A 14404-nucleotide genomic window follows, 5' to 3' on the forward strand; every position below is an offset into this window, starting at 1 on the left:
GGCCGCCCGGCTCGTCCGAGGGAGAATAAACCGTGAAGCATGAAGGCCCTCTGGCCCGTTACGAATCCCTGCTCGACGAGGGCACGATCGCGCACGATCCGGCGCAGGAGGCGGCCGCCGCAAAGCTTCAGTGGCTGCACGATCAGCTGATTGACTACCGGCCGCCGCAGGCCAAGACGGGCTGGACCGCGAAGCTCGGCTTCGCCCGCAGCAAGCCGTCCACGCCGCCGAAGGGCCTCTATATCTACGGCTCGGTCGGGCGCGGCAAATCCATGCTGATGGATCTGTTTTTCGACGGCGCGCAGGTCGAGCGAAAGCGGCGTGTGCATTTTCACGAATTCATGCGCGAAGCCCATGACCTGATCCACCAGTGGCGCCAGGACAACAAGGTGTCGAAGACGTCGGAGCCGATCCGGCCGACCGCGCAGAAACTCGCCGACAGTGCCTGGCTGCTCTGCTTCGACGAGTTCGAGGTCCGGGACATCGCCGACGCGATGATCGTCTCCCGGCTGTTCTTCGCCATGTTCGAGCTGGGTGTCGTGGTCGTCGCGACGTCAAACCGGGCGCCGGACGAACTCTACAAGGATGGGCTGCAGCGCGATCTCTTCCTGCCGTTCATCGGCATTCTGAAAGCCCGGCACGAGCTGTTCCGGCTGGATGACGGCGAGGATTACAGGCTCGGCAGACTGCGCGGCAAGATCGTCTATCACGTTCCCTCCGGGCCGGAGTCGGACGCGGAGCTGGACCGGACGTTCGCCGAGTTGACCGACAATGCCGAGACAATGCCGGACGTGATCAATCGCAAGGGGCGGGAGATCGCGGTTCCGGCCGCGGCGTCGGGCGTTGCCCGTTTCGGATTCAGGGACCTTTGCGACGTGCCGCTGGCAGCCGCCGATTTCCTTGCGGTGGCGGAACGGTTCCATACCGTGATTCTCTCCGACATCCCGATCCTCGGGGCCGCGAACCGGGATCAGGCGCGCCGGTTCATGACTCTGATCGACGCGCTCTACGACCAGGGCGTGCGGCTGATCGCATCGGCCGAAGCGGCGCCGGAGAAGCTTTATGACGGGGAGGACTGGGGTTTCGAGTTCGACCGGACGATCTCGCGGCTGATGGAAATGCAATCCTCCGATTACTTCGAATCGCGCCGGCGTTGAATCGTGGGAATAGTTTATGGTGCAAGAACTTGCCCGGCTAGGGGAAATAGATTTAAATTAAATCTAATTCTTAAGAATAACTTAAGATAGAGGCGGGTATAGCTCGCGGACGGCAGAAGGCCCGTACAAAGCCACCGCATCCGGGAGTGTGTCATCGCATACGCCATCGATTTTTCGGCGCGCCACAACCCGCTGGCCCAAAATCCAGATCAGGACAGTCTCCACACGCTGCGGTGCGACATCCTTCCGCTGCGCACAAACGGACTTAAGAAGGTCCGGCTGATCAAGAATGTCCGCGTCGAAACCCGGATCGAGCTCTATCGCGAATCCGGCATGGGCAGCGGGCAGGTCGAGATTGACGATCTTTCCGATTACATGACGGCGACAGAGGATCTGTTGCACCACGATCTGCCGATGCTGAAGAGCGTCGGCGAGATGGCGAGCTTCGATCCGTATTCCCTGCGCCGCGGCTTGCGGGCGGCGGGGATCGAGATCGAGAACCTGCAGAATTTCACGCTGAGCGAAGCCAAGAAGCGGGAATTGCAGCCGCATATGCGCAAACTCACGCGTCCCCTCGTCCAGCATGTGTTCGGTGTGGACAATCTCGAAATCACCGATCCGGAGATCATTCGCGACCGGCTGCGCCAGGCCGACGGCGCCGAAGTACTCCAGCGGCTTTCGGATATGGCGGCGTCATTGCACACCACACGGGATGATCTGCCGGATCTTCTCGAGGATTATGGCGATGTTTTTCTCGCCCTCGGTTTTTACAAGGAACACCTGGCGGCAATTGCGCCAAGAATCGGTGCGTTGCAGGACTGGATCCAGGAAGCCCACCGGGTGCCCCATATCGCGCGGGATCCGATGGTGGGGCCGGCGCTGCAGAATACCGAACGCGTGCTCGGAGCCCTGCACCAGTCCCTGCAGCGCCGGTTCAAGAATTTTCAAGGCAGAGCCACGATTCGCTGGGACCGCGTGACCGTCGGGAACTTCAGCGATGTCCGGCAACTGATTCTGGATCATCAGGAGAGTCTGGCCGAGGTCCTTTGCGGGCTGACGGTGAAGGTTTTCGAATGGGAAAGCCGTTTTCCCGGCGGCGGCGGCACGTTCGAGCGACGTGCCGATTTTGTCCTGTCCGATATCCGGGCCGGCCTCGATCGCCTGTCGGCGATCGAGCGCGAGGCAGCGACTTTCGCTTAACCCATTTCCAAGCCCGGCCGTCGGTGAGCTCCGACCTGCCGGGCCCTTGCCGTGAGACACTCATGTCCGGATCGACAGTTCAGGAAGAAAGCGGCCAAAGCCCCATTGATCGGGAAGACCGGGATTCCATCAATACCTTTGCCTGCGCGGCTTTGCCGGTCCGTAACAGGGGTGTGCTGCGCCTGCGTCTGATCAAGAATGTGAGGCTGGAAACCCGGATCGAGCTCTATCGGGGCAGCGGTACAGGCAGCGGCCAGTTCGCGATCGAAGAGTTGCCGAACTACGTGAACCGGGACGAGGATCTGATCAGGCATGACATCCCGCTGCTGAAGCGCGCGGCCGAGCTTCCGGCCTTCGACTGTTATTCCCTGCGCCGTGCGGTGCGCTCCAGCGGCATCGATGTGGGGACAACCGAAGTGCTCAGCCTGTCGGACGAGAAGAAACGGGAGCTCGCCGGTCACATGCGTAACCTGACCCGGCCGCTTGTCCGGCATGTTTTCGGCGAGGGCGAGCTGGACATAACCGATCCGAGCAGCCTCCGGGACATCATGCAGATGGCGGACAAGGCCGCCGCGCGGGAGAAACTGCAGCGCATGTCCGAAGCTCTGGAAACGGATCTCGACGGCCTGCCGGAACTGCTTGAGGATTACGGCGACGCGTTCCTGTCCCTCGGTTACTACCGGAGCTATCTCAACCTCATCGTTCCACGCGTGAAGGAACTGCATGACTGGATCGAGGAAGCCATTTCGCGCGGCTCGTTCCGGAAAGGCGACCCGGCGACCAAACGCATGAAGCAGGTGTCGTCCGCCTTCGACCGTATTGTCAAAAGCGTGGTCCAGCGCTTCGGCGAGTTCGACCGCAGGGCCGTGTTCGACTGGGAATCGCTGACCCTCGACGAATTCGCCGAAGCACGCGGGCAGATCCTCGCGCACCAGGCAACCATGGCCGAGGTTCTGTGTGGCATAACGGTGAAGGTTTTCGAGTGGCGCAGCCGTTTTGCCAAGCCGAATGTGGGTATTCAGCAGCGCGTCGACTTCGTGCTGTCCGACCTTCAGCCCGGCCTCGACCATCTTCTCAAGGTCGAGAGTTCGGCGCCGCGCTTCTGATAATGGGCTTGTGAACGGGCACTGGTCCGGTTGAAGCCTTGCGGGAGGGGCGGAATCGCGCTACACCGCGCCTCGGTTTTCCGCCGCCCAGGAGGAGGCCGAAGCCTTGACGGCGCGGCGGATCTGTCCCGAATCATAGGAGTGGGGAACAAGATGGCTCGCAACAAAATCGCGCTGGTCGGCGCTGGGAATATCGGCGGCACGCTGGCGCTGCTCGCCGGCCTGAAGGAACTCGGCGACGTGGTGCTCTTCGATATCGTTGAGGGCATCCCCCAGGGCAAGTCTCTGGATATCGCGGAAGCCTCTCCGGTCGAAGGATTCGATGCCAAGATGCTCGGCGCGAACGACTACCGCGCGCTCGCAGGCTCCGACGTCGTCATCGTCACGGCAGGCATCCCGCGCAAGCCGGGCATGAGCCGCGACGATCTCATCGAAACAAACACCAAGGTCATGAAGGCGGTTGCCGACGGCATCAAGGCGAACTGCCCCGAAGCATTCGTCATCTGCATCACCAATCCGCTCGATGTCATGGTTGGCATCCTGCAGAAGCTGAGCGGCCTGCCGGCCAACAAGGTCGTTGGCATGGCCGGGGTGCTCGACAGCGCCCGATTCCGCTACTTCCTGGCCGAGGAATTCAATGTCTCCGTTGAAGACGTCACCGCCTTCGTGCTGGGCGGCCACGGTGACACCATGGTGCCGCTGACCCGCTACTCCACCGTTGCCGGCATCCCGGTTCCGGATCTGATCAAGATGGGCTGGACCACGCAGGAGAAGATCGACCAGATCGTCCAGCGTACCCGTGACGGCGGCGCCGAAATCGTCGGCCTGCTGAAAACCGGCTCGGCCTTCTACGCACCGGCGTCTTCCGCCATCCAGATGGCCGACTCCTATCTCAAGGACAAGAAGCGCGTGCTGCCCTGCGCGGCGCAGTGCTCCGGCGAGTATGGTCTTGACGGTCTGTATGTCGGCGTGCCCTGCGTGATCGGCGCCGGCGGCGTCGAGCGCATCGTCGAAATCGAGATGAACGCGGACGAGAAGGCCATGTTCGACCATTCGATCGATGCGGTGAAGAGCCTCAACGAGGTTGCGGCAAAGCTCGGTATCTAGGAACGGCATGGTGGTATGTGGTATACCACCATTTGTTATCAGGCGGTTCGGTGCTACAGTTAAGCCTGCGGCACCGGGCCGCTTCCCGCGTTAGGGATTGAGCCGGCCAGTCTGGCCGGTTGCAGCAGCGGCTTCGGCGGTTCTCGCGCCAAAACCGGTGCAAGGGAAATGGGAGAGCCATGAACATTCACGAGTATCAGGCCAAGCAACTCTTGGCCAAATTCGGTGTTGCAGTGCCGCGGGGCGGCGTTGCCTACACCCCGGAGGAGGCCGAGAAGGTCGCCAACGAGCTTGGCGGTCCGGTCTGGGTCGTGAAGTCTCAGATTCATGCCGGTGGCCGAGGCGCGGGACGCTTCAAGGGCAATGAGAACGGCGCCGGCGGTGTCCGCGTCGTCAAATCGGTCGCGGACGTCAAGTCGAACGCGGGCGAGATGATCGGCGCCACGCTGGTCACCAAGCAGACCGGTCCGGCAGGCAAGGAAGTCAGCCGCATCTATGTCGAGGAAGGCTGCGATATCAAGCGCGAGCTTTATCTCAGCCTGCTGGTCGATCGCGACAGCAGCCGCGTCACCGTGATGGCCTCGACCGAGGGCGGCATGGAGATCGAGGAAGTCGCCGAGGCGACCCCGGAAAAGATCATCACCATCGCCATCGACCCGGTGACCGGCCTGCAGGGCTTCCATGCCCGCCGCATCGCCTTCGCCCTGGGCCTTGAAGGCGATCAGATAAAGTCAGCGGTCAAGTTCCTGTCGGCGATGTACAAGGCCTTCACCGATCTCGACGCTGCCATGGTCGAAATCAACCCGTTGGTCATCACCGGCTCCGGCGACGTTATCGCGCTGGATGCCAAGATGGGCTTCGACGACAACGCGCTGTTCCGGCACAAGGACGTGGCCGAGCTGCGGGACGAGAGCGAGGAAGATGCTTCCGAACTCGAGGCGGCCAAATACGAGCTGAACTATGTGAAGCTCGACGGCAGTATCGGTTGCATGGTGAACGGCGCGGGTCTCGCCATGGCCACCATGGACATCATCAAGCTCTATGGCTCCGAGCCGGCGAACTTCCTCGATGTCGGCGGCGGGGCGACGAAGGAGCGGGTCACCGCCGCCTTCAAGATCATCCTGTCCGATCCGAATGTCGAAGGCATCCTGGTCAATATCTTCGGCGGCATCATGCGCTGCGACGTGATCGCAGAGGGCGTTGTTGCGGCGGCCAAGGAAGTCAGCCTGCATGTTCCGCTCGTCGTCCGGCTGGAAGGCACGAACGTCGATCTCGGCAAGCAGATCCTCGCCGATTCCGGTCTGCCGATCACGTCCGCGGACAATCTCGCGGACGCGGCGGAGAAAATTGTCAAAGCGGTGAAGGAGGCAGCCTGATGGCCGTTCTGGTCGACGAAAACACCAAAGTGATCTGCCAGGGCTTCACCGGAAGCCAGGGCACGTTCCATTCCGAGCAGGCAATCGCCTACGGCACCAAGATGGTCGGGGGCGTCACGCCGGGCAAGGGTGGTCAGACCCATCTCGACCTGCCGGTGTTCGACACCGTCATGGAAGCGAAGGACCGGACCGGTTGCAATGCGTCGGTGATCTATGTGCCGCCGCCATTCGCCGCCGATTCGATCCTGGAAGCGATCGATGCGGAAATTCCGCTGGTGGTCTGCATCACCGAAGGCATCCCGGTGCTCGACATGGTGAAGGTGAAACGTGCCCTTACCGGCTCCAAGACCCGCCTGATCGGTCCGAACTGCCCCGGTGTGATCACACCGGGCGCCTGCAAGATCGGGATTATGCCGGGCCACATCCATCGCCGCGGCAAGGTCGGGATCGTCTCCCGCTCGGGCACGCTGACCTATGAGGCGGTGGCCCAGACCACGGCGGCCGGCCTCGGCCAGTCGACCTGCATCGGGATCGGCGGCGACCCGGTGAACGGCACCAACTTCATCGATGCGCTGGACCTGTTCCTCGGCGATCCGGAGACCGAAGCGATCATCATGATCGGTGAAATCGGCGGATCCGCGGAAGAGGATGCGGCTGAATTTCTCAAGCAGAACAAGGTGAAGAAGCCGATGTGTGGCTTCATCGCCGGTGTCACCGCGCCTCCGGGCCGCCGCATGGGTCATGCCGGCGCGATCATCTCGGGCGGCAAGGGCGACGCCAGTTCCAAGATGGACGCCATGCGTTCTGCCGGCATTCTCGTTGCCGACAGTCCGGCGTCGCTCGGCACCACCATGGTGAAGGCGATCGCGGGTTAAATGACGTGTTCCGGACGGCGCTGACATGCTGCCGTCCGGACACACCCTTGCGATTTTTTGCCATCTGCCATGCAGAACCGCTTCAAGTTAGTAATTTCTTAGCTAGTATAAGAAGATGCTTTCCGTTGCGGCGGATTGCCGCAAGGGTTACCCAGGCCCTGCGCGAGGGGCGCGCGGAGCCGAAACAGACAGGACCAACAGCCACTTCGCAAAGGGGCAGGTTCCAATATGGCGACGGTAGTGAGCGATCAATCCTTTCTTTCTGGTGCGAACGCACCTTTCATCGGTGAACTCTACGAACGATTTCTCCAGGACCCGGCCCAAGTAGACGAAAGCTGGCGCGATTACTTCGCGGATCTGCACGACGATGTCGGTCTCGTCCAAGGAGACGTGCACGGCCCGAGCTGGGCCAGCCGCGGCAACCGTGTGATCGGCGGCACCGGCGAGGCGGCCGACGGGTCCGGACCGGTCGCGGACGCGGCGAAACCCGCTGCAAGCGGTGATCCGTTCTCGGACAGCGATATCCGCCAGGCCAGCCTGGACTCGCTGCGGGCGATCATGCTGATCCGGGCCTACCGGATCCGGGGGCATCTGAAAGCGAAGCTCGACCCGCTCGGTCTTGAGCCGCCGACCCCGCACCCCGAACTCGATCCGGCCCATTACGGTTTCACCGAAGAGGATTGGGATCGCCCGATCTTCATCAATCACGTGCTCGGGCTGGAAACAGCCACGCTGCGGCAGATCATCGAGCTGCTGGACCGCACCTATTGCGGCAGCATCGGCGTCGAATTCATGCATATGCAGGATCCGGAGCAGAAGGCCTGGATCCAGGAGCGGATCGAGCAGATCCGCAACCGGACCGAATTCACCGAGCGCGGCAAGCATACGATCCTCGAGCGGCTGACAGCGGCCGAGACATTCGAGCAGTTTCTCGGCCGGAAATATGTCGGCACCAAGCGCTTCGGTCTGGATGGCGCGGAAAGCCTGATCCCGGCGCTGGAACAGATCCTGAAGCGGGGCACCCAGATCGGCCTGGAAGAGGTCGTGATCGGCATGTCGCACCGCGGGCGGCTGAACGTGCTCTGCAATTTCCTGAGCAAGCCGTTCCGCGCCATCATTTCCGAGTTTCTCGGCAATCCGGCCAATCCGGAAGATGTCGGCGGCTCCGGTGACGTGAAATACCATATGGGTGTTTCCGCCGACCGCGAGTTCGACGATGCCAACGTTCACCTGACGCTGAACGCCAACCCGTCCCATCTGGAAATCGTCAACCCGGTGGTCATCGGTCGGGTCCGCGCAAAACAGGCCCAGCGCAATGACTCATCGAACCGCCGCAAGGTGCTCGGAATCCTGATGCATGGCGATGCGGCCTTTGCCGGGCAGGGCGTGGTGGCGGAAACCTTCGCTTTCTCCGACCTGCGCGGCTACCGCACCGGCGGCACCATCCATGTCATCGTGAATAACCAGATCGGCTTCACCACGGCACCGGCCTTCTCGCGCTCCTCGCCCTATCCGACGGATGTGGCGAAGATGGTGGACGCGCCGATCTTCCACGTGAACGGGGACGATCCGGAAGCCGTCGTGCATGTCGCCCGGATCGCCATCGAGTTCCGCCAGGAATTCGGCGTCGACGTGGTCATCGACATGTTCTGCTACCGCCGCTTCGGCCACAACGAGGGGGATGAGCCGATGTTCACCCAGCCCCTCATGTATTCGAAGATCGCGACCCAGAAGACCACCCGTCAGCTCTATGCCGAGCAGCTTGAGCGCGAAGGCGTCATCAAGGCCGGCGAAGCCGAGAGCATGGTCAAGGAGCATGACGACAATCTGAACAGCGAGTTCGAGGCCGGGCTGAACTACAAGCCCAACAAGGCCGACTGGCTCGAGGGCAAATGGTCCGGCTTCACCAAGGCGCACGGCGATGCCCGGCGGGGCGAGACCTCGGTCGACAAGGAAATCCTGCGCGATGTCGGCATGAAGCTGACCCAGGCGCCGGACGGTTTCTCCATGAACCGCAAGCTGAAGCGCGTTGTCGAGCAGCGCCGCAAGGCGATCGAGAGCGGCGAGGGCATCGACTGGGCAAATGCCGAGAGCCTGGCGTTCGGCACCCTGCTGGTACAGGGCGACGGGGTCCGGCTCAGCGGTCAGGATTCCGGCCGCGGCACCTTCTCCCAGCGGCATTCGGTCTGGATCGACCAGAATACCGAGGAGCGGCACATTCCGCTCAACAGCCTGGGCACGGATCCGCTGCATTACGAAGTGATCGACAGCCCGCTGTCGGAAGCCTCGGTGCTCGGCTTCGAATACGGCTTCAGCCAGGCGGAGCCGAACATTCTCACGCTCTGGGAAGCCCAGTTCGGCGATTTCGCAAATGGTGCCCAGGTCGTGGTCGACCAGTTCATCAGTTCCGGCGAGCACAAATGGCTGCGCATGTCCGGCCTCGTGATGCTGTTGCCACACGGCTATGAAGGCCAGGGTCCGGAGCATTCCTCCGCCCGTCTCGAGCGCTATCTGCAGCTCTGCGGCGAAGACAACATGCAGGTGGTGTACTGCACCACACCGGCAAACTATTTCCATGTCCTGCGCCGTCAGCAGCGCCGCGATTTCCGCAAGCCGCTGATCGTGATGTCGCCGAAATCCCTGCTGCGCCACAAACTCTGCGTCTCGACGCTGGATGACATGGCCGAGGGCACCAGCTTCCACCGGGTCATGTATGACAACGAGGTGCTGTGCAAGGACAAGGACGTGAAGCGGGTCGTGATCTGCTCCGGCAAGGTCTATTACGACCTGTACGAGGAGCGGGCCCGGCGCGGTCAGACCGACGTCTTCTTCCTGCGCCTGGAACAGCTCTATCCGTTCCCGCGCAAGGCGCTGATGGAGGAACTGGCCCGTTTCCCGCAGGCCGAGGTGGTCTGGTGCCAGGAAGAGCCCTGGAACATGGGGGCCTGGTCCTTCGTCGATCGCCGCATCGAAAGCGTGCTGGTCGAGCTCGACGGCGCCTGCAAGCGTCCGCTTTATGCGGGCCGGGCCGAAGCGGCATCGCCGGCGACCGGCAGTCACGGCCGCCATGTTCGCGAACAGGAAGCGCTGGTTCAGGAAGCCCTGGCCGTCGGCGAGGAAATGAGCAAGGGCAGCCGGTACGCGGCCGAATAATCCAAAGCAATACCAGCCGCCGGCCCATCCCCGGCGGCACCTCACATGACGCGCCGGTCATGGCGCAACAAAGAGAGAATGGACGGAAAAATGGCGACGGAAATCAAGGTCCCGGTTCTTGGGGAATCGGTGTCCGAGGCAACTGTGGCGCGCTGGATGAAAGCCGTCGGGGATGCTGTCGGTCTTGACGAGCCCCTGGTCGAGCTGGAAACGGACAAGGTAACCCTTGAGGTCAATTCTCCGGCCGCGGGAACCCTGCAGGAAATCGTCGCCGATGTGGACGCGACCGTCGGGGTCGATGCGCTGCTCGGGGTGATCGCCGAAGGCGCCGCGCCGGCGAAGAAGGCGGAACCGGCTGAGAAGCCGGCGGAAGCCAAGGCCGAGGCCGCGCCGGCACCCGCCGCGAAGGAAGAAGCGCCGAAAGCTGCTCCGGCACCTGCCGCCGCGCCCGCCGCTGCTGCCGGGAGCCATGAGGTGAAGACCCTGTCGCCGGCCGTGCGCAAACTGGTTGAGGACAACAATCTCGACCCTGCAAAGATCAAGCCGACCGGCAAGGATGGCCGTCTGGTGAAGGGCGACGTGCTGGCCGCAATCGAAGCCGGTACCGCCAAGGCTTCCGCCTCGGCCCCGGCCGGTGCGGCTCCTGCTGCTGCCGGGCCGCTGCCGCCGCGTGCGGACGATCCGCGCGAGGAGCGGGTGAAGATGACCCGTCTGCGCCAGTCCATCGCCCGGCGCCTGAAAGAGGCCCAGAACACCGCCGCCATGCTGACCACCTTCAACGAGGTGGATATGGGCGCGGTCATGGGCCTGCGCGCCGAATACAAGGATGCTTTCGAGAAGAAGCACGGCGTGAAGCTCGGCTTCATGTCCTTCTTCGTGAAGGCCTGCATCGCCGCCCTGAAGGAACTCCCGGCGGTCAATGCCGAGATCTATGGCGACGAGCTGATCTACAAGAATTACTACGATATCGGTGTTGCTGTCGGCACGCCGCAGGGCCTGGTCGTGCCGGTGCTGCGCGATGCGGATGATCTCAGCTTCGCCGGCGTGGAAAAGGGTATCGGCGATCTCGGCCGCAAGGCGCGGGACGGCAAGCTCACCATGAAGGACATGACGGGCGGCACCTTCACCATCACCAATGGCGGTGTCTACGGCTCGCTGATGTCGACCCCGATCCTGAATCCCCCGCAGTCCGGCATTCTCGGCATGCACAAGATCCAGGACCGGCCGATGGTCGTGAACGGCAAGGTCGAGATCCGGCCGATGATGTATCTGGCGATGAGCTACGATCACCGCATCATCGACGGCCGCGAGGCGGTCACCTTCCTGGTCCGCGTCAAGGATGCGCTGGAAGATCCGCGCCGCCTGCTGATCGACATGTAACTGGATTGCGCGCGGGCTTGTCCCGCGCGCTTCTTCCCAAGAACGAGCTGGACAAGAGAGCGATTTACCATGGCTGACAGCTACGATCTCGTCGTCATCGGTGCGGGCCCGGGCGGTTATGTGGCCGCCATCCGTGCCGCGCAACTGGGCATGAAAGTGGCGTGCGTCGAAAAGCGCGCGACCCTCGGGGGCACCTGCCTCAATGTCGGCTGCATTCCCTCCAAGGCACTGCTCTCCTCCTCGGAGAAATATGCCGAGGCCCAGGATCACCTGAAGGATATCGGCATCGATGTCGGCTCCGTGAAGCTGAACCTGAAACAGATGATGGCGAACAAGGCCAGCGTCGTCGAACAGCTCACCGGCGGCGTCGCCTTCCTGTTCAAGAAAAACAAGATCGACTGGAAGACCGGCTCCGCCGTGGTGAAGTCCGCGACCGAGGTCGAGATCACCGGCGAGAAGGGCAAGAAGGAAGTGCTCAAGACCGAGCGCGTCCTGATCGCCACAGGCTCCGAGCCGACCCCGCTGCCGGGTCTGGAGATCGACGAGAAGAAAATTGTCACTTCCACCGGCGCGCTCGACATCGCCAAGGTGCCGGATCACCTCGTGGTCATCGGCGGCGGCGTGATCGGGCTCGAGATGGCCTCCGTCTGGGCCCGTCTCGGCGCCAAGGTGACTGTCGTCGAGTTCCTCGACCGCATCGTCCCGGGCATGGATGGCGAGGTCGCCAAGAAATTCCAGCGCGTGCTGCAGAAACAGGGCATGACCTTCAAGCTCGGCACCAAGGTGACGGCGGCGAAGAAGACCAAGACCGGCGTCTCCCTGACGGCCGAACCCGCCAAGGGCGGCGATGCCGTAACCATCGACGCCGACGTGGTGCTGGTCGCCATCGGCCGCCGGCCCTTCACCGAAGGCCTCGGCCTCGACAAGGTGGGCGTGGAAATGGACAAGCGCGGCTTCATCACCGTCGACGCGGATTTCGAGACCAACGTGCCGGGCATCTTCGCCATCGGCGACGTGATCCTGGGCCCGATGCTGGCGCACAAGGCCGAGGAAGACGGCGTTGCCGCGGTCGAGACCATGGCGGGCCAGTCCGGCCATGTGGATTACAATCTGGTTCCGGGCATCGTCTACACCTGGCCGGAAGTGGCCAGCATCGGCAAGACCGAGGAGCAGCTGAAGGAAGCGGGCGTCGAATACAATTCCGGCTCCTTCCCGTTCAGCGCCAATGCCCGCGCCAAGTCGACCGGGATGACCGAGGGCTTCGTGAAGATCCTGGCGGACAAGAAGACGGATGCCGTGCTCGGTGCCCATATCATGGGCCCGGGTGCCGGCGATCTTATCCATGAGGTTGCGGCCGTCATGGCGTTCGGCGGCTCCGCCGAGGATATCGGCCGGATCTGCCACGGCCACCCGACCCTGGCCGAAGCGGTCAAGGAAGCGGGCCTCGCGGTCAACAAGGGCGCAATCCACATCTGATCGGGCTTTTCGAGTTCACACAGAAAACCGCGGCCTTCGAGCCGCGGTTTTTGTTTGGAAACTTATCTATTCGTCATCCCGGCCGGAGAGCCGGGACCTTTATGATCCTCGGGCTGAGTCCGGCCTCGGGAGATCCCGGGTCAAGCCCGGGATGACGATGTAGGGAGAGAGGGAATTTACTCCCTCATATCCTTCGCATCCTGATGCCGGCCCATCGGCAGCCAGAACGAAAAGGCGAGCGGCGCCAGCTTCGGCAGCAGGACCGGGTCCGGGGCGGTGATCGGCAGCGGCAGATCCTCGTTGGCGCCGCCGGAGAGCCAGTAGGCCAGCTTGCGGCCGAGGGCGGTGGTCATGGCAATGCCGCGTCCGTTGCAGGCGATGGCGGAGAATGCGCCGTCGCCGAGCTGCATCAGCCGGGGCATGTAATCCCGCGCGGCGGCGAGACGGCCCTGCCAGTAGAATTCCGCTTCCAGCTTCGGCAGTTGCGGCAGCAGTTCCTGCAGCCGGCCGAGATGGTGCGTGCGGCCCCGTTCCAGCGAGCCGAGCGGGTTGGCCAGCAGCCCGCCGGTGACGATCCGGTTGTCGTCGGTCCAGCGGTAGGCGATCAGGTCCTTGCGGGTATCGGCGGAGCAGCGGTCGTTCGGCAGGACGCTCTTGCGCAGTTCGGGATCGAGCTGCCGGGTTGCCACCTGGAACAGGGTGATCGGGAACTGGGTGCCTTCCGCCTTCGGCGCGAGCCCGCCGCCGGTGCTGTTGGTGGTCAGCAGCACCCGGTCGGCGATCAGCGTGCCGTGATCGGTCTGCAGATGCCATTCGGCACCCTTTTTACCGATCCCGGTCGCCCGGCTGTCACTATGCAGCGTGACCCCGGCCTTCACGGCGGCATGGGCCAGCCCGCGCACGAAGGCGAGCGGGTTGATATGGCCGCCGGTCGGGTCGAGGAAGGCGCCATGATAGGCCTCGGATCCGGTCTCGGCCACCGCCTCGTCCCGGGACAGCAGCCTGACCGGCCGGCCGAGCGCCTGCCACTGCTGCACCCGGTCTTCCAGCCAGGCTGTTTTCTTCGCCGTATGGATCGGCTGCATCCAGCCGGTCTGCTTGCCCCAGCAGTCGATTTGGTGACGCCGGATCAGGTCGAACACCAGATCGCCGCCCTCGCCGAGCATGCGGACCAGCAGCTCGCCTTTCTCCGGCCCGAATTTCTCCTTTGCATGGCGCGGGTCGAGACCGGTGAGGAGATTGGGCACGACAAAACCGGTATTGCGTCCGGAGGCGCCGAATCCGGCCTCGTCCGCTTCCAGCAGGGTCACCCTGTGCCCGGCCTCGGCCAGATGCAGGGCGGTCGAGAGACCGAGGAAACCGCCGCCGACAACCGCGATCTCCGTCCGCGCCTCGCCCTCGAGGCGGGTGCAGGCGGGACCTGCCGGGGCAACGGAATGCCAGAAGGAGCTCTGGAAACTGAGGGAGGGATGCGGTGCCGCGGCGAGGCTTTCCCAGATGGTCGGCATATAGCCCTTATGCGCAATCTCGGGCATCGGCTGTTCCCTGTTCGGACGCTATGATTAGACTGGCGG

At 63.2% G+C, this 14404-nt stretch carries 10 protein-coding genes; 9 read left to right on the top strand and 1 reads right to left on the bottom strand.

From position 1 onward, the window contains the following. The first annotated feature begins 32 nt into the window (after positions 1–32). The 9 genes from zapE to lpdA all read left to right on the top strand — a co-directional run bounded on the left by zapE (position 33) and on the right by lpdA (position 12830). Positions 33–1157 (top strand): cell division protein ZapE, encoded by a 1125-nt coding sequence (zapE, locus tag RH950_RS17440; RefSeq protein ID WP_350059007.1) that lies wholly within the window; start codon positions 33–35, stop codon positions 1155–1157. Between the two features lie 333 nt (positions 1158–1490). Further along, positions 1491–2357 (top strand): LMBR1 domain-containing protein, encoded by an 867-nt coding sequence (locus RH950_RS17445; protein WP_350059008.1) that lies wholly within the window; start codon positions 1491–1493, stop codon positions 2355–2357. Between the two features lie 62 nt (positions 2358–2419). Further along, positions 2420–3463, top strand: coding sequence for a hypothetical protein (locus tag RH950_RS17450; protein ID WP_350059009.1), 1044 nt, complete (start codon positions 2420–2422; stop codon positions 3461–3463). Between the two features lie 153 nt (positions 3464–3616). After that, positions 3617–4570, top strand: coding sequence for a malate dehydrogenase (gene mdh, locus RH950_RS17455; protein ID WP_350059010.1), 954 nt, complete (start codon positions 3617–3619; stop codon positions 4568–4570). 179 nt (positions 4571–4749) lie between these two features. Then, positions 4750–5946 (top strand): ADP-forming succinate--CoA ligase subunit beta, encoded by a 1197-nt coding sequence (sucC, locus tag RH950_RS17460; RefSeq protein WP_350059011.1) that lies wholly within the window; start codon positions 4750–4752, stop codon positions 5944–5946. After that, positions 5946–6821: a succinate--CoA ligase subunit alpha gene (sucD, locus tag RH950_RS17465; protein ID WP_350059012.1), complete on the top strand. Its 876-nt coding sequence runs from the start codon at positions 5946–5948 to the stop codon at positions 6819–6821. Before sucC ends, sucD begins: the two co-directional genes overlap by 1 nt. A 228-nt stretch (positions 6822–7049) precedes the next feature. Next, entirely contained in the window at positions 7050–9974 is a 2925-nt protein-coding gene (locus RH950_RS17470) for a 2-oxoglutarate dehydrogenase E1 component (RefSeq protein WP_350059013.1), read from the top strand. Positions 9975–10064: 90 nt separating this feature from the next. Then, entirely contained in the window at positions 10065–11354 is a 1290-nt protein-coding gene (odhB, locus tag RH950_RS17475) for a 2-oxoglutarate dehydrogenase complex dihydrolipoyllysine-residue succinyltransferase (protein WP_350059014.1), read from the top strand. 69 nt (positions 11355–11423) lie between these two features. Beyond that, positions 11424–12830 (top strand): dihydrolipoyl dehydrogenase, encoded by a 1407-nt coding sequence (gene lpdA, locus RH950_RS17480; protein ID WP_350059015.1) that lies wholly within the window; start codon positions 11424–11426, stop codon positions 12828–12830. Positions 12831–13006: 176 nt separating this feature from the next. On the opposite strand, the gene RH950_RS17485 is transcribed toward lpdA, so the two are convergent. Further along, positions 13007–14365, bottom strand: coding sequence for an NAD(P)/FAD-dependent oxidoreductase (locus RH950_RS17485; protein ID WP_350059016.1), 1359 nt, complete (start codon positions 14363–14365; stop codon positions 13007–13009). Positions 14366–14404: the final 39 nt, after the last annotated feature.

The sequence above is a fragment of the Nisaea sp. genome (genome assembly GCF_040217065.1).
Lineage (GTDB): Bacteria > Pseudomonadota > Alphaproteobacteria > Thalassobaculales > Thalassobaculaceae > Nisaea.

Excerpts from the sequence above, each read along its gene's own strand:
- lpdA (WP_350059015.1), top strand. The coding sequence starts at position 11,424 with ATGGCTGACAGCTACGATCTCGTCGTCATCGGTGCGGGCCCGGGCGGT.
- sucC (WP_350059011.1), top strand. The coding sequence starts at position 4,750 with ATGAACATTCACGAGTATCAGGCCAAGCAACTCTTGGCCAAATTCGGT.
- sucD (WP_350059012.1), top strand. The coding sequence starts at position 5,946 with ATGGCCGTTCTGGTCGACGAAAACACCAAAGTGATCTGCCAGGGCTTC.
- mdh (WP_350059010.1), top strand. The coding sequence starts at position 3,617 with ATGGCTCGCAACAAAATCGCGCTGGTCGGCGCTGGGAATATCGGCGGC.
- RH950_RS17450 (WP_350059009.1), top strand. The coding sequence starts at position 2,420 with ATGTCCGGATCGACAGTTCAGGAAGAAAGCGGCCAAAGCCCCATTGAT.
- RH950_RS17470 (WP_350059013.1), top strand. The coding sequence starts at position 7,050 with ATGGCGACGGTAGTGAGCGATCAATCCTTTCTTTCTGGTGCGAACGCA.
- RH950_RS17485 (WP_350059016.1), bottom strand. The coding sequence starts at position 14,365 with ATGCCCGAGATTGCGCATAAGGGCTATATGCCGACCATCTGGGAAAGC.
- odhB (WP_350059014.1), top strand. The coding sequence starts at position 10,065 with ATGGCGACGGAAATCAAGGTCCCGGTTCTTGGGGAATCGGTGTCCGAG.
- RH950_RS17445 (WP_350059008.1), top strand. The coding sequence starts at position 1,491 with ATGGGCAGCGGGCAGGTCGAGATTGACGATCTTTCCGATTACATGACG.